Below are 19,982 nucleotides of genomic sequence, written 5' to 3'. Positions count from 1 at the left end.
AAATGAAGCGGATTTTGCCACATTTATTCTGATTATCCATTGGCATTGAGCCTCTTCGGCAAAATGCTTATCGGTTCTTGCTCCATTTCCATCAAGAGCCATGCAGACCAAAGCCAATTCCCCCATTCCGCGCCTGATCCACCAGACCTGGAAGACCTGCAACGTCCCGCCGGAATTCCAGGTTCTTCAGCGCAGCTGGACCGGGCACAATCCCGGCTTCGCCTACCGGTTCTGGACCGACGACGACATCGAGCGCTTCGTAGCCGAGGAGCATCCGGCACTGCTGCCGGTTTTCCGCGGCTATGCCGACCCCATCGCGCGCATCGATCTGGCGCGCTACCTGATCCTGCGCCGTTTCGGCGGGGTCTATGCCGATCTCGACTTCGAATGCCTGCGTCCGATCGATGGACTGCTGGAGGACCGGAGCTTCGTCGTCGGGATGGAGCCGGAGGAGCATGGCCGGCTGGCGAAGGCGGCGGAGCGCGGGCTGCCGCGCATCCTCTGCCCGTCCTTCCTCGCCTCCGCTCCTAACCATCCCTTCTGGGACCATCTGCTGGCCCGGCTGGTCGAGGCGCAGTACTGCCCCGACGTGCTGGACGCCACCGGCCCCTTTCTGCTGACCCGCGCCCATGACGGGTATGAGGCTGGGTATGAAGGAAAGGGTGGCGCGGTGACGGTGCTGCCGCCGGAGTTACTCTATCCTGTGACCAAGGAGGACTGCTGGAGTGGCCGCCTGTTTGATCCCGTCTTCTGGGAGCGGGCGACGCGTCAGGCCTACGCGGTCCATTACTGGGAGGGCACCTGGTTTCGCGGCGATGCGGCGCGCGGTATTGGGCCGGGGGCCGTCCTGCCGCGGCAGGTCACGGCGGTGGTGACCGACGGACGGCTGGAAGAGGCCCGCTCCCCCGTGGCGAAGACGCAGGGGCTGCCGCTGATCTCCTGTCTGATGGTCACCAGGGGCCGGACGGAGCTGCTAGAGTTCGCCATCGACGGCTTCGCGCACCAGACCTATCCCAACCGCGAACTGGTCATCGTCTGCGACAGCCCAGCGCTGCTTCTGGACGATCCGCTGGAGCGGGCGATCCGTGCCGCGGACTGCCCGAACGTCCGGCTGGTCCGGGTGAATGCGGCCGGCCGAGAAGGGGGCGTGACGCTGGGTGAGCTGCGCAACATCGCCGTCGACCATGCGGCCGGCCATTATGTCTGCCAGTGGGACGATGACGACCTCTACGACCCCTGCCGGCTGGAGATGCAGCAGCGGGTGCTGGCCGCCGCCGGCGCCCAGGCCTGCCTGCTCGGCCGCTGGATGATCTGGTGGCCGGCCGAGGACCGGCTGGCGGTATCCTGTGAACGGGATTGGGAAGGCTCGCTTCTGTGCGAGAGGGCGGTGATGCCCCGCTATCCGGCCCTTCGCCGCGGCGAAGACACGCCGGTGGTGGAGCAACTGCGCCGCAGCGCCCGGGTCGTGCGGATGGACCTGCCGCGGCTCTACACCTATGTCGTCCATGGCGGCAACACCTTCACCGTCTCCCATTTTGAGGCCCACTGGCAGGCGGCCACCGCCCGCTTCGACGGCGGGCGCTGCCGGGCCGTGCTGGAGGAGATGGGCAAGCGCCTGCCGGTGGAGGGCTACCGCCGGATGGCAGCGCGTGGTGTCATGAACGCTCTTTCCGCAAGCAGTCCGACGAGCAGGCACATCGATGTCGAGGTCGCCGGGCATCTGACCGCGGCGATTGGGCTGGGAAGCGCCGTCCGCGGGACGGTGACTGCGCTGCGGGCATTAGGGCTGCCGGTGACGGTGATCGACTTGCCACTCGACGAAACCCATCCCGTTCCGCTGCCCGCTTTTCCCTCGGGAACACCGCCGGATGAACCGGACTTGGCAGCGGCTTCTGGTGCCTTCGCGGTGACGCTGGTCCACACCAATCCGGACACCCTGCGCCAGTCGCTGAACGCCCCCCCTTCCGAGAGCGGCCTCGATCCCCGCCGGCTGCTTGACCGCTTCACCATCGGCTATTGGGCCTGGGAGGGGGCGTCGGGGATCCCGGAGCCCTGGCGAGATTGCCTGCCGCTGGTTGATGAGATCTGGGTCCCCAGCGCCTTCACCGCAGCCGCGGTGGCACCCCATGTTCCGCTGCCGGTGATCGTCATGCCCCACGCCGTCACGGTCTCGCCAGGTCCGCCCGCCTTCGACCGGCAAGCGTTCGGCATTCCTGACGGTACGGTCTGCTTTCTGTTCCTGTTCGACGCGACCAGCAACGTTACCCGCAAGAACCCGGCCGGTCTGATCCGGGCCTATCGCGCCGCCTTTCCTGACGCTGCGCCCGACACTCTGCTGATCATCAAGGCGAAGAAGCTCTCGGATGGCGAATGCCGCGCGCTGGAGGCGTTGGCCGGCGGCCGGCCGGACATCCGCATCGTCAACGAACCCTGGACAGTGGAGCGGATCGCCGCACTGATGGAGGCGTGCGATGCCTATGTCTCGCTGCACCGGGCGGAGGGGTTTGGACTGACCGTTGCCGAGGCGATGGCTTGCGGCAAACCCGTCATCGTCACCGCCTATTCCGGCACGATGGACATCACCACACCGGATACGGCCTACCTCGTGTCCTGCCACACTGCCATATTAAAGGCGGACAACGGCTATTACCGGCGCGGCACCGTCTGGGCCGATCCCGATCTGGAAGAGGCCGCCCGGTTGATGCGCCGGGTGGCGTCCAATCCCGACGAGGCGCGGGCGGTGGGGGAGCGCGCGGCCGCCCGGATGCGGACCCATTTCAGCCCGGAAGCCGTCGGTGCCCGGATGCGCGACCGCCTGTCCGTCCTGATGTCGTCGCGCTCCAACCCGCCAGTCCGGCCGGCGGCCCGGCCTGTGGAGATTGGACGGGTGAGAAGGGGGGCGGAGCGCGTGCTGGTGCTGACCCCGGTGAAGGATGCAGTCGGCCATCTGCCGCGCTACCTGGAGCTGCTCGGCCGGCTCGACCATAATCCGTCCCGCCTGTCGCTGGGCTTTCTGGAGGGGGACAGCCGCGACGGGACCCACGACTGGCTGGCCGGCCGGCTGCCCGAGCTGCGGGAGCGCTACCGCCGGGTGACCCTGCTGCGCCACGATCACGGCTTCCGGCCCGACGGCCCGCGCTGGGCGCCGGCGATCCAGCGGCGGCGGCGGGAGGTGCTGGCGCGCGCGCGCAACCGGCTGCTGTCCGGCGCGCTGGGGAACGAGGACTGGGTGCTGTGGCTCGACGCCGATCTGGTCGATTACCCGCCAGACCTGCTGGCCCGGCTGCTCGCCGCCGGGCGCGACATCGTCGTCCCCCATTGCGTCCTGCCCGACGGGCGGACCTTCGACCTCAACAGCTTCCGCCTGGATGGAACGGAGGTGGCGGAGGAGGACCCGCGCCATTTGGTCGACGGCATCTTCCAGCCGCCGCGCGGCGCCGGACGGCGTTACCTGGGCGATTTTCCCGGCGAGAAGGCCGTGCCGCTGCACGGGGTGGGCGGTACGGCCTTGCTGGTGCGCGCGGACCTTCACCGGGAGGGTCTGTGTTTTCCCCCCTACAGCCATCGCGGCTACATCGAGACGGAAGGACTGGCGGCGATGGCGCGCGACATCGGGGTCTCCGCCTGGGGCCTGCCGGACCTGCGTGTCGTCCATGCCGATCACTGACAGGCGAAGCATCATGTCGACCATTGAACGACCCGCCATCGACAGCCTGGAGATCGCGGCCAGCATCGTCATCTGCACCCATCGGCGGCCCGAACTGCTCGGCGCCTGCCTGGACAGCCTTGTCGGGCAGCGGGTGGGTGGCGGTTCTCCAGGCTTTGTTCACGAAATCCTGGTGATCGACAATTCCGCTCTGGCGGAAGGACGGCCGGTCGTCGAGAGCCGGCAGGCTGCCTTCGCTCTGCGGGGGGTGCCGTTGCGCCATGTCCTGGAGGAGCACCACGGCGTCAGCTTTGCCCGCAACCGCGGCGTGGCCGAGGCGGCGGGGGCGCTGATCGTCTTCATCGACGACGACGAGCGGGCTTGCAACGGGTGGCTGGAGGCGCTGGTGAAGCCCTTCGCCGACCCGGGTGTCGACATGGTCGCCGGCGAGGTTGATCCTGATTTTGGCGTTCATCCCCGTCCGGATTGGCTGACCGATGACTTGCTGCACGTTTTTTCCTGCCGCTGGGGCTGGGACACGGAATCCCGCTTCCTCAAGCCCGGCGAATGGTTCGGCGAAGGCAACTGCGCTTTCCGCAAGCGGCTGCTGGACGGACAGGGTTTTCCGACCGATCTCGGCCGCAGCGGCGATGGCCTGATGTCGAGCGAGGGCATGCTGTTCACCGCCTTGCGTGCCGCCGGCGCCACCGCCTATTACGTGCCCGGTGCCCGCGTGTCGCACTGCATCCATCCTGACCGGCTCGACAGGGCCTGGGTTTTGCGGCGGATGTTCTTCCAGGGTATCTCGGACTATATCGCTCACCGTCGTTACGGGCTGAGCAAGTTGCCGCAGGACTTCAGCCTCAGCCTGGGCAAGCTGGTAGCATTGGACGTGCAGATGCTCGATCCAGCCAGCTTGCGGGCGATTGCGGATCTCTATTACCAACTCGGATACGCGGCGGCGTCGAACATGTACTGAAGCGGCCCGGCTTCTTGCGGCGTCATATGGATCTGGTTCACCAACGGGGCACGGATTTCGGAGGGCTGGAGAATGGGAGCATGCGGGCGGTGATCGGGCGTTCCTCCTCTGGATCGGAGTGGCCTGAGAGGGCTTGTCTGCGCTGAAGCCCCTTGCGGACACCCTTCAGCGCCATGACGACGCCGTTTCCAATGAAGAGGGAAAGAAAGCCGATGGCTATGGATGGTGTCGAACATCGCGTGCTGTATCGCGACCCGCGTTTCTACGCGTCCTTCCCGTCGCTGACCGCGAGGTGGGACGGTTCGGTGCTGCTCGCCTTCCGGCGCGCGCGCGACCATCGCTGGCTGCGCGGGGCGAAGTACCGGGCAGGAGAGGCCGGCTTCAACCATGTCGACCATCTCGATTCCCGCTCCCAGACCGTCCTGCTGCGGTTCAGCCCCGATGTGGAACCGCTGGGGGAAGCCATCGCCCTGCCCCCCGACCCGCAGGCGGCGGACCAGGACGCCAGCCTGCTCAGCTTGCGCGACGGCCGCATCCTGCTGACCGGATTCCGCTGGTATCCGGTGCCGGCGGCCGACGGAGAGGCGCTGCGCGCGCTGGGCTTCGGGCTGGCGGGAAGCCCGCAGAAGACCGGCGACCTCTACCTGTTCTGGGGCGGCTACAGCCGGCACAGCGACGATGACGGGCGGAGCTGGACCCCGCACCGCGACCTGCCCCCCTTGCCCGGCCATCCCGACCTTGTGCCCGGCCAGCGGCCCTTCCATGGCGGGGCGGTGCGCGGCCGGGCGGTGGAGGCGCCGGACGGCACCATCCTGCAGACCGGCTACACCCACCACCCCTCCACCGGCACCTATGCCAGCCATCTCTTCGCCTCCACCGACCGGGGGGAGAGCTGGGTGCACCGGGCGATCATCGCCATCGACCGCGAGGCCAAAGCCGGCTTCTGCGAGACGGCGCTGCATCTGGATGCCGACGGCGTGCTGCACGCCTTCCACCGCACCACCGGGCTGGACGACCATCTGGCGACCTCGCGCTCGACCGACCTGGGCCACAGCTGGGAGCCGTGGCGGCGCCATGCGGTGGTCGGCCATCCCTATGACGCTTGCCCGCTGCCGGACGGCCGGCTGCTGCTGGTCGGCGGTTACCGCCATGCGCCCTACGGCGTGCGCGCCCGCCTCTACGACCCGCGCCGCCAGCAGCCGGACGAGGTGCCGGACTTGGTGCTGCGCGACGACGGGCCGGCGCCGGATCTGGGCTACCCCTGGGCGGCACCGCTGCCGGACGGCCGCGCCATGGTCGCCTATTACATCTGCGACGCCACCGGCTCGCGCGGGATCGAGGCGACGCTGTTCCGGCCCTGACGGCGCTTGAACCCTGCGACCCGCTGTGCCCTGGACCAGCCGGCGGGGCGCGGGCTACCCTTCGCCATCATGAAAAGCATTCCCGCCCCCTTCGCTCCGGCCAAGGCCGCTCCCGGCATCGACCCCGCCGCCTATCACGACCCGGAGATCTTCCGGGCGGAGGAGGAGCGGATCTTCCGGCGGTCCTGGATCTTCGCCGGTTTCACCGACGATCTTGCCAAGCCCAACGATTATCTGACCCGGCGGATCGGTGGGCTGGATGTGCTGGTTCAGAATTTCGACGGGGAGCTGCGGGGCTTCCGCAATGTCTGCACCCACCGCTTCGCCATGATCCACCGGGCGCCGCGCGGCAACGGTATGCTGCGCTGCGGCTATCACGGCTGGACCTTCGACCGCGACGGCGTTCCCTACGGCATCCCCGGCAACGAGGCGAACTTCGGCCTGGATAAGGCCGGCCGCTGCGGCCGTGCCCTGACGCCGGTGGCGGTGGGGGTGTGCGGCCGCTTCGTCTTCCTGCGGGTGGCGGCGGAGGGACCAAGCCTCGACGACTGGCTGGGCGTCTATGGCAACGTGCTGCGCCATGCCTCGGAAATCTTCCTCCGCCCCTTCGACGAGCAGGCGATGGAATGGGCCGCCAATTGGAAGATGGGGGTGGAGAGCGTGCTGGAGGTCTACCACGCCGACCTCACCCACCCCACCACCTTCCGCAAGTTGGTGAAGGGCGACTGGCACTGTGATTACGATGGCGCCCATTCCCGCGGCGTGACCAGCGTATCGGACAAGAGCGCGCGCTGGTGGGATGGCGTGTCGGAACGGCTGGGCTTCCGCCCCAGCCATGCCTTGCGCGAGTACGACCACCTGCACATCTTCCCCAACCTGGAGATCGGCTTCACCCGCGGCGCGGTGATGAGCGTCCAGACCTACGACCCGCTCGGCCCCGAGCGTTGCGCGCTGACCCTCCGCCTGTTCCTGGCCGATCCCGACGGCGATGCCGGCAGGGGTGGTCCCGCCGCCCGCCGCCTGATCGAGGAGGGCGCGCGCGACCTCAACGTCGCCCTGCTGCGCGAGGACCAAGAGGTGTCGGAACTGGCCTTCCGGGGCTGCCGGCAGACGGAGCGCCCTGCCCTGCTCGGCCTGAACGAGGAACGCATCCAGCAGTTCCATGCGGTGTGGCGGGCACTGGTTGGTAGCGTCACTGCATCAGAGGAGTGAAAGCGACGCCTCACCCTGTTTCATTGGTGTAGCTTCGAGAGGCGGCGGAAAGCTCTTCTTCAGGAACTGGCCGTGAGAACAAGAATCCTTGTATTTGCTCGCATCCAGTTTGTGCAAGGAATTGAAGCTGCTCAACCGTTTCCACGCCTTCGGCTGTTACGACAAGCCCTAACGCTTGTCCCATGTTGACGATAGCTTGCACCAGTGAGGACGAGTTGTCTGACTGCCCGAGGTTCCGGACAAAAGACTGGTCGATCTTGATTTTGTCCACCTGAAAACGGCGAAGATAGCTTAGGCTTGAGTATCCTGTGCCGAAATCGTCAAGAGCGATCCGGAATCCGGCGTTGCGCAATTTCTTCAATGTTTGATGGCAATTCTCATTGTCATCAAGCAAGACCTTTTCGGTGATTTCAAGCTCGATGCGGCTTGGAGGGATGCCATAACGCCGCACGGTTCCAATAAGGCGTTCATAAACGTCTTCAGTGTAAAACTGAGCAGGAGATAAGTTGACGGAAATGGGAACTGCAGGCAAACGCTGAATAATACGGCAGCTGTAGGCGAGGACCCACTCATCTATTCTCACTGATAGGCCGCAATCATCCGCGATAGGCAGAAATTTGGAGGGTGGCAAAAGTCCCAGTTCTGGATGATTCCAGCGGACAAGAGCCTCCAGTCCGGTCAGTGTCTGGCCATCGTTTGACATCAGCGGTTGGAAGTGGACAACCAGTTCTTCCCTGTCGAGGGCGGCCCGCAGATCGGCCTCCAACCGCCCTCGCTCCTTCACCGTCTCGTCCATTCCTTCGGTGAAAAGACAATGACGGTTCCGTCCTTCAGATTTCGCGCGGTAGAGCGCGATGTCCGCCTTGCGCATAAGGGTCGTGGCGTCATGCCCCACATCTGGAGCAATGGCGATCCCGATGCTGACACCGACGTTGGCTTGCAGACCTCCAAGAAGGGAAAAAGGCTGAGCAGCGCAGTCTAGGATGCGTTGACACAGCGCCACTGTGCTCGCGTCATCAGAAATGCCGAACTGGATGATGGCAAATTCATCGCCGCCAAGACGGGCGACCAGATCCCCTCGCCGGACCAACGTCGAGAGCCGGTTTGCAAACTCCCGGATCAGGTCATCCCCAGCTTGGTGGCCCAACGTATCATTGACCTGCTTAAATCGATCAAGATCAAGCAGCAGCAAAGCAAAGCGGCTTTCGGTGCTGTTGGCGCTCCGTCTCGTCCACCCCAAAGCCTGTCCCAATCCTTCCATCAGACGCGCTCGATTGGGCTGTCCGGTTAAGACATCATGAAAGGCAAGATGCTGCGCGTGTGCTTGGCTTGTCTGAAGCTCGCTGGTGGATTTCCACAGAATACGAATCAGAGCCATCATAATGGAAATGATCCCAATCGCCATTGCGGCATACGTCCATGCAAGATGGCTGAGGATATATTTGCCTGGTGTCTCCGGCCGCCAAATAAGGTATCCAATAGATTTGTTGAACTTGTCTTTCAACAGAAAAGTGGTTTCACCATTTTGAGGGTTGGGCGTGCTTGAGAAGCGTGCTCCATCGATCAAGTCTTCGTCGCGAAGGTCCTCCAGAAAGCTGCCGTCAAGGAAGCGAACGCCGAGCAGCAGGGTCTCATTGCCGGTCGGGGCGACAGGCCCCTCATCCGCGTGGGGCACAATGCGCATAACGCTGACCACTGCCGGCCGCTCACCGATCCGATGTAAGGCCGAAGCGTGGATCGCTCGTCCGGTGGATTTGCGCTGCGTGCGATCGGGCAAAATCGATCCATCACCACGCACGTCGTCCAGCAAGTCTGCAACGTCAGCCCTGATTCCTATGAAACGATCAGCCTCGACTTGAGCGCCGTCGCGCATAGCATAAATAGCGGTATCATAAGCGTTGAGAATGTAAATCTGGTCATGCCCAAACATCTTGTGCATCCAGATACCAATGTTTTCGTCGAGCCAAGCGATGTTGAGACCATCTGGATTAGAATAGGTGACGGCATCATTCCATACAGCGACGACCTCAAGCTCATGTGCTAAACGTTCAATGCTTGTGCGAATATCGTGTTCGACCATCCGTACTTGTCGCTCGATTGACGCTTTGTCGGTTTGTTTCGTTGCCCAGAGCATACCGCCGGCTGTCAAGCCCAATACCAGTACGGTCATAGCGAAAATCGGTGCGGCAATCTTTACGGAAAACCGCCAGGCACTGGAGCCTTGCTCCTGTTTTGATTTGCCCATAGATTCCGAATCCAGCAATGAGACTGTGTTGTATGAAGGAAAAATAAATATACCTTAAAACTTAACCGTTCCTTTCATATCACGCGCAATGCGCAACCCTTATTGAAGAATCCAGAGTGCGAGTGGGCTGGACTTGCGATTGTTTCGCCAACTTCCAGATCTGCATGTGCGAAGGTTTTTTTCCTGAAGATTCTGGGCTGCTGGATCGCGTGAGTGGCATCTTAGCCACATATAACGCTTTGAGACCGTGGCTCGAAGCTTTGTCAGCTTGGCGGAAGGCATCAGGCCCTTGGCCTCATCTCCATTCCCGCCCGTCCATGTCTTGGTAGACGCCGAAGCGATCTCGCACTGCCAACCAATCTTCCATCAGCATTTCAAAGATATGCAGGTCAATCTCCTGCCCATTCTTCACCACTTGGCGCTTCAGCACGCCGACCAGGCGGTAGCCGATCATCGGTTGGCCTTTCAGCAAGCGCGGGCTGTTGGTGCCCAGGATATGGTTCACCACCTTGCGCAACCCCATGGTGAAGAAGATGTGGTTCAGCATGTAGGCAAAGTTCAGCGGAGCCGCCCCTATCCGCCCCGCCCGCTCGCCCATCAGCACGCCGATGGTGGCAATCTTCCAAACGGGTTCGGTCACGGTGATGGAGACATGCCCGGCCGGCACGCCGTCGACGCAGAGAATGCGGTGGACATAGTCGTCCCGTTCCGCGCAGCGCCGCAGCCATGCCTTCTGCCGCTCCACGTCGTAGGGCACGGTGGTCAGCATCTGGCTGGCGATGTCGGGCCGGGTGCGCCAGTCGAGCAGAAGCTGGGCGTGCTTCTCTGTCGGCTCGATGAAGGTCAGGGAACCGCTCACACTGTTTCTCCCAATTGCCGCAGAATTGTCTAATGAAAGTCGAGGATCCGGCGTTTGCGTTGACCGTAGATCCCGGTGAAACCGGGGAGGTCGGTGATGCCAAGCCGGCCCTGCTGCACCGCCTCGCAGACCGGGCAGTCCTCGGCAATCACGGTGCTGGCGGACTCGATCAGATAGGCGGCGGTGGAGCGGTGGAAGACGGGAAGGCCGTTGGCCATCGCGTGCCTCAGGCGGTGCGGCCGCCGTCCACCGTGACGATGGACCCGGTCATCCAGCGGCTGGTATCGGCAAGCAGATAGGCAATCATGTGGGCGATGTCGTCTGGATGGCCGAAGCCCAGCGGCTGCAGCGTGCGCAGATGCTCGTATTGCTCGGCAGTCAGCTTCTGCTTGCCGCGCTCGATCAGCTCGGTCTCGACGATGGAGGGGACCACGCAGTTGACGCGAATGCCGTCGCTCAGCAATTCCACCGCCAGCCCCTTGGTGGCGGCGATGATGCCGCCCTTGCTGGCGGCATAGACGACGTTGCCCGGCGAGGCCGCCGTCGCGGCGGTGGAGGAGATCAGCGCCATCGCCGCGCGCTCGGCATGGCAGCCCTTCTGCCGCAGTCCGCGGGCAAGCGCCAACGCGCTGCCCAGGTTGGCCCGCATCACCTCGTCGAAGAAGGCGGCGGAGAAGATGCGGATCGGCCGCAGAGTCTGGATGCCGGCGCAATGCGCGATGCCGTCGAAGGGCGCGTCGTCGGCGCACAGCCCCTTTACCCAGCCGGGCACGGCTTCGAGATTCGACAGATCGAAGGGGGCAATGGCGTGGTCATCGCCGTCCAGACGATCTGCGGTTTCAGCCAGCCGTTCCTCGTCGCGGCCGTTCAGCACCAGCCGCGCCCCCAGCTTCGCCAGCACCACCGCCGTCGCCCGACCGATCCCGGCCGATGCCCCGGTCACCAGGATGCGGCGGCCGGTCAGGTCCATGGGGTTGTAGGTGGCCGGGTTGCAGGCGGCTGTCATGGCGGGAAAATCCAGGCTGGTGGCGTATGGGGACGCGGACCATAGCACAGGCGCGACACGCTCCCCGCTGCGGCTTTTTCGATTGAGCGGCGGATGGGACCTAGCCGGAGGTGCCGTCTGCTGCAATTGTCCGCAATCAATCTTCCGGAAACCAATCCGGCGCCACTCTGCGCTATGGTGCCGGCCACCGATTTCCGAAGAGGCCCCGCCGGGCCCTTGAACACGCGAAGGACAGGACAGCCATGAAAGCCATCATCGACGGCATCCGGATCGCCGGCCTGCGCGCGGTGGTGCCGCCCCAGCGCCATTCCTTCGTCGAGGATCCGGGCATGTTCACGGTGGAGGAGGCGAAGAAGCTGGCCGCCACCATCGGCGTGCAGGAGCGCCGCGTGCTGCCGCCGCCCTATTGCGCGTCGGACCTCTGCCTTGCCGCGGCGGAAGGGCTGATGCAGCAGTTGGACTGGGATCCGGCGACGGTGGAGGTGCTGGTCTTCGTGTCGCAGGACGCCGACTACGTGCTGCCGGCGACCGCCTGCATCATGCAGCACCGGCTGGGGCTGCCGACCAGTGCCGCGGCCTTCGACGTGCCGCTGGGCTGCTCGGGCTATGTCTACGGCCTGTGGATCGCGGCGAAGCTGCTGGGTGGATCGACGGCCAAGCGGGCACTGGTCCTGTGCGGCGACAACCCGACCCGCTACCTGCACCCCAAAGACCGCGCCACCCTGCCGCTGTTCGGCGATGCCGGATCGGCGACCGCCCTGGAGGTGGATGCCGCCGCTCCGCCCATCCCGGTGGTGATCGGCACCGACGGCGCCGGCGCGCCGCACATCTTCGTCAAGGCCGGCGGCAAGCGCCATTGCCTGATCCCGCCGGTCGGCACCGCCGGTCGGATCGCCGACGAGGCGGCTGCCGCCCAGCTGGAGCGCGACTCCCGCCTAACGCTGAACGGGGCGGAGGTGTTCTCCTTCACGCTGCGCGCCGTGCCGCCGCTGCTGCGCGAGGCGATGGAGCATGCCGGCACCGACGTCGAGGGCATCGACCGCTTCGTCCTGCACCAGGCCAACGCCTTCATGCTGGAGCATCTGCGCAAGCGCATCAAGGCGCCGGCCGATCGCTTCGTCATCGACATGCAGGGCTTCGGCAACACCAGCTCCGCCTCCATCCCGCTGGCGATCTGCCACGCCATGGGGGAGCAGCTAGCGGCCGGGCCGGTGAAGACGCTGATGGCAGGATTCGGGGTGGGCTGGTCCTGGGGCGCTATGGTGGCGGAGCTGGGGCCGATGCCGGAGCCGCAGGTGGTGGATTTGCCCGACGGCTATCCGGTGCTGGCGGTCGGGTGAGGAAGCAGAGATGCGGGCGCTACCGGCGGGGGGCGCGGAGCGTCATGGCACCCTCTGGCGCGCTGAGTATGCGCCAGGGACGAAGCGAATGAGATGAGTCAGATGCAAGTTTTGCGGCGCAAGGATGGTGGAATGATGGGCTGTTGGCCGTGAGCTTCCGCTTTGCCCTGTTCCAGCCCGAAGGCGCTCCGTTTCCAGATGAGCTCGCACCGCTGTGCGATGGGATGCGCGCCGCCGGCTGGGAGCTGCATCCCTGCCGGCTGACGCGGGATGTGGAAGCATGCCGGCCGGACGTGGTGCTGTCGCTGACGGCGGAGACCGGCAAACGCACGGGCCATCCCTGGCTGGGTGTGCTGCATGACGATCCCGGCAGGCTTCGCAGCGACCGGCGGCGGCTGGATGCGGTGCTGTCGCAGGATGGCTGGCTGACACGAACGGCGGAACAGGCCGCTTTCCTGACCGACAGCTTGGCGCCGACGGGCCGGCCGGCCCATCTGCTGCCGATCGACGGTTTGACCCCCCCGGCTCTGGCCGGTTTGCTAGAGGCGATGCGTGACGCGGCCGGCTTCGCCATCCCTGCATCGGGACCGTCGGTCGACCACATCGTCCGTGTGGGTGGGCGGAGCATCGATTTCGTCCGCCGCTGCCTGGATAGTCTGAGCGCTCAGACAGCCCCCGGCGTCGGGGTCATTCTCGTCCGCTATGGCCCCGTGTCGGGGCTAGACGCAGAGATGGAACGGCTGCGTCCACGCCTTCGTCGTATGGTCCTGGTCGATAGTCCCGCTCCGGCGGCGCGCAGCACCTGCCTTTGGGCTGGGCTTGCCGCCGTGGAGGCCGATCTGTTCGGTATGCTGGACGATGACGATGCGCTTCATCCCAACCATGTCGCCAGCCTAGCTCCCCTTGCCCTGGCCGGGGCGTTGGCCGTTGCCGGATCGGTGCAGGTCTGGGACGATGAAAGCGGTCCCGTTCCGCCTGCCGGTTCGAAGAGCGAGCATCGGACTTTTCATGCCTTGCCGCCGCCCGACCAGCGGGCGTTGTTCCGCTCACGCATCGCGATCCATTCCAGCGCCTTTTTGGCGCCTTCGACCCTACTTTCGGCGGTCGGTCCAGATCCCGGGCTGGATTTTGCCGAGGACACCTGGCTGGTTCGCCGTTTGGCCCGTGTGGCGCCGCTGGCTTCGTCCTGGCGGGTCAGCACCGATTTCCACTGGCGTCAGGGCGGAGCGGACAACACGGCCTTCCGGGCGGAGGGCCGGGCGGAGGCCATGCTCCGCATTGCCGACCGTGAACGGCTTGATCCCGCCGCCGCCGCCCTGCGCTGGGGCGATGAGGACGGACAGCCCCTCGTCCCGGCCTGGGGCCAGCCGGCTGAGAAGCCGGCTCTGCCGTCACTGTCACAGCCGCAGGATTTCCATGCCCTGCCTGGAGGGCGGCCGCTTTATGTCTATGGCAGCGGGGGCGGTGGCCGGATCGTGCTGGGCGAAGTGTCGAAGCATCCGCACCTGACGGTTACGGCCGTGCTCGACAGCAGCCGGTCAGGCTTGGCGTTCGGGCTCCCCGTGCTACGCCCGGCCGATCTGCCGCCCGATCATCTGCGCGATGGGCTCTTCATCATTGCCAGCGAGCATGTGGCGGCGATGACGGCGACGTTGCGTGCATTGGGTGTGAAGCACATCCACGATGCCAGCCCGCATATCCGCCTCTACACCGACCTACGCCAGGGCTGAGAGCCTTTTCTGGCGGCCATCACCCGGAACGTCTTGGGCCAAGGCGGTATCAGGGCGGCGGGTGGTCGGCCAGTTGCCTCGCCATCGCCTCCTGGCGGGCTGCGATGTAGGGATAGGCGTTCACGATACGGGCCGGAGCCATCTGTCCGCGCCGCAAGGTCAGCAGGATGTCGGACACGTACTGCGCGGCGATGATGATGGTGGTTGCCGCCATCTCGGCCGGATCCAGGTCGCTGGGGCGCAGCAGGGGCAGGCCCAGCATTTCCCCTTGCCGGCGGCTGTCCAGAAATCCCCGCAGCCGGGTACGGACAGCTGCGGGCAACCCGTCATGCACCAGCTCGCCCCCCTGCCCCGCGCCGTAAAGCCACAGCGGTCCCACGGCCGGCAGTTGCTCGAAATCACTGGGGTGCCAAAGGAAAGGCACACTGGCCGCCAGGGCCGGGTTCAGGTCGTTGATCCCCGCCAGCCGGGGTGGCCGGTCGCGGCTTTCCGGTTCCTTCGTGTTGGGCCAAGCGCGCAGCGCCGGGACGAGGGTGGGGGCAGGCAGACGATGCAGGGTCAGGCTCGGCACGGGCTGCAGGGACAGTTCGCCGGCTTCGGCCAGAGCGGGAGGCAGGTTGAGCGCCAATGCCAGCCAGTCGTCGCTCTCCGCCGCCAGTCCGTCCAGCCGTTCCGCCCGGCAACAGAATCCTCCGGCCCGCAGCCAGGCGCGGGCCAGCCGCCGCCCCTCTGGCACCTGTCCGTCGTCGGGCGGAGGCAGAGCCAGGGACTCGGCCGGGTCGATGGGGAAGCCGGTCGGCTCCTCGGGAGCGGGCCAGATGCCGGCGGCGATGGCGCCTCCCTCCGCCTCTGCCGCGGCGACAAGTCCGGCCAGATGCCCCTGATGCCACTCGATGCCTTCCGGCAAAATGGCGAGGGCGTCGATCCCGTCCAGCGCCGCCTGCAGAGTCGCCGGTCCGGCAGGCTCCGCCAGGGAACGGATCGCTAGTCCTGTCGATCCCGGCGCAAGGTGTGTGCTGTCGGCGCAAAGCTGGGCAGCCGGGATCAAGGCGGTCAAGGACAGGCAGCCTTCGTCTTTTTGCCGGTTCAGGCTTTCCAAACGTTCAGCCAGGTCGCCGGTGCCAGGCAGCAGAACTCCGACATGAACGGGTCGGGATCGGGGGCGGGACCGGCCCCGCGCCAGGGCGGCCAACAGGCCGGGCAGCGGTTCCAGCAGCCTTTCCAGGCAGAGATGGCGGTTGAAAATAGATTGCGCGGCGGCGGCCATGGTCCGGGCTTCGGCCGGATGGGCGCGGATCCAGGCAACGCGATCCAGAATGCGGGCGGCGGTCTCTTCCTCCCCTCTGTCGGTATCGATATACAGCACGTTGTCGGCGAACCAGTGCTCGATGAAGGGGTGGCGGTCGGCGATGATGACGGCGCCGGCGGCAGCCAGTTCGAAAACCCGCATGTTGGGCACGCCGTAGGCGCGGTGCTGGGGCAGATGCAGGCACAGGCCCATGCCCCAATGGTGGGCCGCCCCGATCACCGACCGCCCATCGAAGGGCAAGGGACCCTGGTAGGCCTCGGGAAGGTGCGACCAGCGTTCCTGCGTGCCGTGCAGGGCCAGGGCGTCCGCCTCAGCCAGCCGGCGCAGCAAGGTGGGATAGCGTTTTCCATCCCAGTTGGAGCCGACATAGAACAGGCGGCTGTGCGGCCCCAGGTTGGGCGTCAGGGCGGAGCGGGGCGAGCTGACATGAAAGGGCAAGCAGGGGGGATCACGCCCCAGCTCCGCCATCAGCCCGGCCAGATGGCTCTCCAGCCCGGAGCCGGAGACGAGATAGGCATCGAAGGTCAGCTCGAACGCCTCGCCATGAACCCGGGCCGTGTCGCTCGCCCCCTTCAGCAAAGAGGGAGGATTCCAGTAGCAGGCCAGCCAGGGATGATGGGTCAGCTTGGCGGTGACTTGCGGATGCAGGCACAGCACCCCGTCCGGATCCATGGTTTCCACCTGCAAGGATCGGCTGAGGATGGCCGTCTCCCAGCCCAGGCCTTCGATGGCCCGGGCAATGCGCAAGGCCAGTTCGCGCTCTGCGACGGGATGGGTGGGATCTATGGGGTTCAACAGGGCCAGACGCGGCCCCGTCCGGCGGGGACACATGGATCAACTGTAGCCGTTGTGGCTGAACTCCGGCCGGTCCGCCCGGACGAAGAACAGATCGACCTGCCACAGCGCCTGGTCATGGTCGCGCCAGAGAGGCTCCGACATGTCGATGACCCGGAATCCCCGTTCGGCCATATAGGCGCACATTTCGTGAAACAACATGGCGTCGGGATGGATGTGGAAGACGTAAGTCTCGATGACCACCAGGCTGGTCCGGTCCAGAATGGGAGCCGCCCCCTCCAGGATGGGGCGCTCAAACCCGTGCGTATCCAGCTTGATCAGATAGGGGCCGGGCAAGTCCAGCCGCGCCACCTCTCCGGCCAGCGACACCTGCGGCACCGACCAGCACCCCTTCCCCGGCTCGCTGCTGGCCGCTCCGCCATAGGGGGCGCCGGGATCATTGGTGAACCAGATCTCCCCCTCCTCGGCGCCGGCAGCGGCGATGACATGGCTGAATTGCGGCTCGGCCCCGCACAAAGTCTCCAGCTTTTCCCGCCAGTGGCCAAAGGCTTCCACCAGATGGTAGCGGGCCTGGGGCCAGCAGGGCCGGGCCTTCAGCGACCAGGATCCATCCGAGGCACCGACGTCCAAAACGGTTTCCACCTTCAGCCCGCGGGCCTCGATACGGGCAAGAGCCGAGGGCGTGTACAGCGTCTCGTCGCGCAGCAGCCAGCGTAGCCGGCTCAGCGCGGCGTGGGCCTCGGGATCGATGCCCACAGCCCGGCTCATGGATCGGATGGCACCCAGGCGATCGCCTTGCCGGTTCAGGCAGCGGCCGAGTTCGACATGACCTTCAGAATTCTCTGGCTCTGCATCCACGGCACGGGCAAACCAGCGTTCTGCCGCCGCTTCGTCTCCCCGCGCCACTGCTGCCCGACCTTCGACCAGCAGACCTGAGAATGTTTCCCTGCCCATCGCACTTCCTTCTGCCCGCCCACGCTAGGGGGGCTCTGGGTAAATCCATGCGTATTTGGGCAAACTTGTCAACGAATCCGCACGCGTTCGCCGACCCGTGTCAACACACCCGTGCGCCCGTCAGAGCACCGTCTTCACGCCGATCCGGCCCGTGTAGTCAATGCGGTTCAGCAGTATGGGGGGATGAGTGCTGAAGTACTCGTCAACAGCTTGGCGTGCCCCCCGCCAGTGACCGTAATCATCGACGATCAGCACGCCGCCAAGCGCCAGTAGCGGATACAACTGCTCCAACTCATGCCGGGTCGATGCGTACCAGTCCGTATCGAGCCGAAGCAATGAGATGCCGGCGGGGGCCGCTGCCGGAATGGTGTCCTCCACCCGACCCGGGACGAAGTGGAATCGGTCTTCCGGATAGCCGGTTGACAAGACGTTACGCCTGACCTCGTCGAGGCTAGCCAGGCACCAGACGGACTTCGGGTCCTGCGGATCCTGTGTATCCAGCAGGTGGGCTGCGGATTCATTCAGAAGGGACACATCGCGGTCCGACGGCGGCGGCATGCCCTGAAACGTATCGAACAGATGGATGGTCCGATCCGTGATCCCCCGTTGCAATAATGCAAGGGCCATCACCATTACAGAGCCGCCACGCCACACCCCGCACTCCACGAAGTCACCTGGAATGCCGGCATCAACAACGTGGTGGACTGCCTTGTACAATGCATACATGCGTGAAGACGAACTCATGGTCGCTTCGCGCGCGACATCGAACACCGGCAGGAACGCCGCATCATAGTCCGGTGGCAAGTCCACGGGTCCAACTCCAGAAGCCATGGGTGGCGCGTGCGGCGAGATGCCGGGCATCGGCATCCGCGGGGATTACCTCACAGTGCCGTTTGAATGGCAAGCTGGGAGGCGTGTGCCCGTCCGGTCGTGGCGTCTCTGGCGGACGGGCACATGGCCGCGTGTTGCATGGAGGAGGGAGAGGCAAAGGAGGCCCCGGCTTCCTCTGGTCGGTCAGGCGACGCGAACGGATTGCGGGCGTCCGAGATCGAGCATGCGGTTAAGGACCTTGACGGCGATGGCCGCCATCACACTCCGAGGAAATCTCCCGTTTTCCGTGCATGGCGCAGAACGGTCTGGGTGGCCGGGTAGAAGCTCACATAGGCATCCAGGATGAAGCGGCGCACGTCGTCCACGCTGGCCGCGTCATCGCAGCCGTGAATGTCCTGGATCAGCGCCGCCAGGTCGGGGGAGATGACGACGTCGTCGGTTGCGGTCGGAATCAAGGCGCGGAGACGGGCGGACTTCGGCCGGTTGTAGTCTGTCGGACTCAACAGCGGTTTGCCGAGCGTATCGGCGATGCTCGCGTGCTCGGCCGCACCGGCTCCCGGTCGGTAAAGCGGTTGCGGGCCGGAATGGAAGTATGGGATACCCATCTCAAGCGATAGGATGGAGTGGGTTCCGATCTCGTTGCCGGTGGTAAAACGGGCACGACGCAGAAAATCGTACAACCGGGTGGTAAATCCCGGATCGGCCATGTGGCCGGCGGAGAGGATCGGCAGACCGGCCTCCAGATAGGGCCTGTGCCGCCCCTTCAGCAGATCCAGGGCGTAGATGCACACTGAAACCGGCTGGAACCGCTCCGGCAGGGCGCGGAGTTGCTCGGCATAGACGCTGTGGTCGAACTCCGTGTCAATGTGATGGGTGGAATGGCAGGGGAAGGCGACGGTACCGCAGGCATCGGCGTCCTGAACGATGCCCTGGTAGCGGCGGTAACGGACCTGAGGCGCCCCAAGTACCATGATCTTGCGCCCCGGCTGCCCTTGAAGGGTTTTGGCGAAACCTTCGTGGCAGATAAGGATGGGCAGCCGCGACTCCGTGTACATTCGAAACGGTTCCGGGTCGATCATGGGGCCGTGATGCATCTGGAAGCGCAGTGGGAAGGTTGCCGGCAGCTCGCACATGTCGAGGATGTGGTACCCCAGCCCATACCAGTAAGGCTCGTCGGGCAGGGGTTGGGCGGCAAGCGCTTCAATCTGGCGAAGCGCCGTGTCCAAGTCGAATCCCGTGATGCTCATGCCCGTGCTGTGCCTTTATTGTCCGCGCCGTCGTGTCACCGACCGTGATGCATCATCGCCACAGCCAGCCCGCCATTCATCTTCGACATCGAAGTGGAAAGAAAGCGTTGATCGTGATAGTGCCGGGCGGCAGCGTATTGCATGGAGGTGGAAGAGGCAAAGGAGGCCTCAGCTTCCTCTGGTCGGTCAGGCGATGAGAACGGATTGCGGCGTCCGAGATCGAGCCACCTCGATAGCCGCTCTCTGCCTACGGCATCCCTCCCATCATGGACGCCGAAGGGGACTGCTTGCTTTAGCCGGCAGGGGAATTCGGTCCGCAAACTTGCGAAGCGCTCGGGCGGGCATATATAAGAACAAACGCAGAACAGCACGGCGCTTATGCTTCTCAGCTACAAATACCGCATCTACCCGAACCGGCGTCAGCGCGAAGCGCTCGACGAGATGCTGTATTGGTTCTGCCAACTCTAC

The 19,982-nt window shown here is 65.2% G+C and carries 15 protein-coding genes; 7 read left to right on the top strand and 8 right to left on the bottom strand.

Annotation, left to right across the window (positions count from 1 at the left end; genetic code table 11):
* Positions 1-100 precede the first annotated feature (100 nt).
* The 4 genes from ACWPKK_RS29350 to ACWPKK_RS29335 all read left to right on the top strand — a co-directional run bounded on the left by ACWPKK_RS29350 (position 101) and on the right by ACWPKK_RS29335 (position 7,198).
* The gene (locus ACWPKK_RS29350; RefSeq protein ID WP_452011611.1) at positions 101-3,667 is read left to right on the top strand and encodes a glycosyltransferase; all 3,567 of its coding nucleotides are present in this window, start codon (positions 101-103) and stop codon (positions 3,665-3,667) included.
* Positions 3,654-4,625, top strand: coding sequence for a glycosyltransferase family 2 protein (locus tag ACWPKK_RS29345; RefSeq protein WP_452011609.1), 972 nt, complete (start codon positions 3,654-3,656; stop codon positions 4,623-4,625). Before ACWPKK_RS29350 ends, ACWPKK_RS29345 begins: the two co-directional genes overlap by 14 nt.
* 212 nt (positions 4,626-4,837) lie before the next feature.
* Positions 4,838-5,986, top strand: a complete 1,149-nt coding sequence (locus tag ACWPKK_RS29340) for a sialidase family protein (protein ID WP_452011606.1) — start codon at positions 4,838-4,840, stop codon at positions 5,984-5,986.
* A 69-nt stretch (positions 5,987-6,055) separates the two neighbouring features.
* Positions 6,056-7,198 carry an aromatic ring-hydroxylating oxygenase subunit alpha gene (locus ACWPKK_RS29335; RefSeq protein ID WP_452011604.1) on the top strand — a complete coding sequence of 381 codons (1,143 nt, stop codon included), beginning with the start codon at positions 6,056-6,058 and terminating at the stop codon, positions 7,196-7,198.
* A 10-nt stretch (positions 7,199-7,208) separates the two neighbouring features.
* On the opposite strand, the gene ACWPKK_RS29330 is transcribed toward ACWPKK_RS29335, so the two are convergent.
* The 4 genes from ACWPKK_RS29330 to ACWPKK_RS29315 all read right to left on the bottom strand — a co-directional run bounded on the left by ACWPKK_RS29330 (position 7,209) and on the right by ACWPKK_RS29315 (position 11,308).
* Positions 7,209-9,443 carry a putative bifunctional diguanylate cyclase/phosphodiesterase gene (locus tag ACWPKK_RS29330; protein WP_452011601.1) on the bottom strand — a complete coding sequence of 745 codons (2,235 nt, stop codon included), beginning with the start codon at positions 9,441-9,443 and terminating at the stop codon, positions 7,209-7,211.
* 295 nt (positions 9,444-9,738) lie between these two features.
* Positions 9,739-10,302, bottom strand: coding sequence for a GNAT family N-acetyltransferase (locus ACWPKK_RS29325; RefSeq protein WP_452011598.1), 564 nt, complete (start codon positions 10,300-10,302; stop codon positions 9,739-9,741).
* Between the two features lie 29 nt (positions 10,303-10,331).
* Positions 10,332-10,520 carry a hypothetical protein gene (locus ACWPKK_RS29320; RefSeq protein WP_452011596.1) on the bottom strand — a complete coding sequence of 63 codons (189 nt, stop codon included), beginning with the start codon at positions 10,518-10,520 and terminating at the stop codon, positions 10,332-10,334.
* An 8-nt stretch (positions 10,521-10,528) separates the two neighbouring features.
* Positions 10,529-11,308, bottom strand: coding sequence for an SDR family NAD(P)-dependent oxidoreductase (locus ACWPKK_RS29315; RefSeq protein ID WP_452011593.1), 780 nt, complete (start codon positions 11,306-11,308; stop codon positions 10,529-10,531).
* A gap of 242 nt (positions 11,309-11,550) precedes the next feature.
* Between ACWPKK_RS29315 and ACWPKK_RS29310 the strand changes: the two genes are divergently transcribed.
* On the top strand, positions 11,551-12,648 hold the full coding sequence (locus tag ACWPKK_RS29310; RefSeq protein ID WP_452011590.1) for a 3-oxoacyl-ACP synthase III family protein: 1,098 nt from the start codon (positions 11,551-11,553) through the stop codon (positions 12,646-12,648).
* 149 nt (positions 12,649-12,797) lie between these two features.
* A complete protein-coding gene (locus tag ACWPKK_RS29305; protein ID WP_452012120.1) occupies positions 12,798-14,378 on the top strand; it encodes a glycosyltransferase in 1,581 nt (526 codons plus the stop codon).
* Between the two features lie 49 nt (positions 14,379-14,427).
* On the opposite strand, the gene ACWPKK_RS29300 is transcribed toward ACWPKK_RS29305, so the two are convergent.
* The 4 genes from ACWPKK_RS29300 to ACWPKK_RS29285 form a co-directional block, all read right to left on the bottom strand.
* Positions 14,428-16,434: a glycosyltransferase family protein gene (locus ACWPKK_RS29300; protein WP_452011588.1), complete on the bottom strand. Its 2,007-nt coding sequence runs from the start codon at positions 16,432-16,434 to the stop codon at positions 14,428-14,430.
* An 87-nt stretch (positions 16,435-16,521) separates the two neighbouring features.
* Positions 16,522-17,250 (bottom strand): FkbM family methyltransferase, encoded by a 729-nt coding sequence (locus ACWPKK_RS29295; protein ID WP_452011586.1) that lies wholly within the window; start codon positions 17,248-17,250, stop codon positions 16,522-16,524.
* Positions 17,251-17,556: 306 nt separating this feature from the next.
* On the bottom strand, positions 17,557-18,303 hold the full coding sequence (locus ACWPKK_RS29290; protein WP_452011583.1) for a TylF/MycF/NovP-related O-methyltransferase: 747 nt from the start codon (positions 18,301-18,303) through the stop codon (positions 17,557-17,559).
* A 221-nt stretch (positions 18,304-18,524) separates the two neighbouring features.
* Positions 18,525-19,514: a hypothetical protein gene (locus tag ACWPKK_RS29285; protein ID WP_452011581.1), complete on the bottom strand. Its 990-nt coding sequence runs from the start codon at positions 19,512-19,514 to the stop codon at positions 18,525-18,527.
* 378 nt (positions 19,515-19,892) lie between these two features.
* On the opposite strand from ACWPKK_RS29285, the gene ACWPKK_RS29280 reads away from it, so the two are divergent.
* Positions 19,893-19,982 (top strand): helix-turn-helix domain-containing protein (locus ACWPKK_RS29280; RefSeq protein ID WP_452012117.1); only part of this gene is annotated, 90 nt, incomplete at its 3' end.

The organism is Azospirillum largimobile, assembly GCF_977007025.2.
This window is presented reverse-complemented; position numbering and strand designations above follow the sequence as displayed.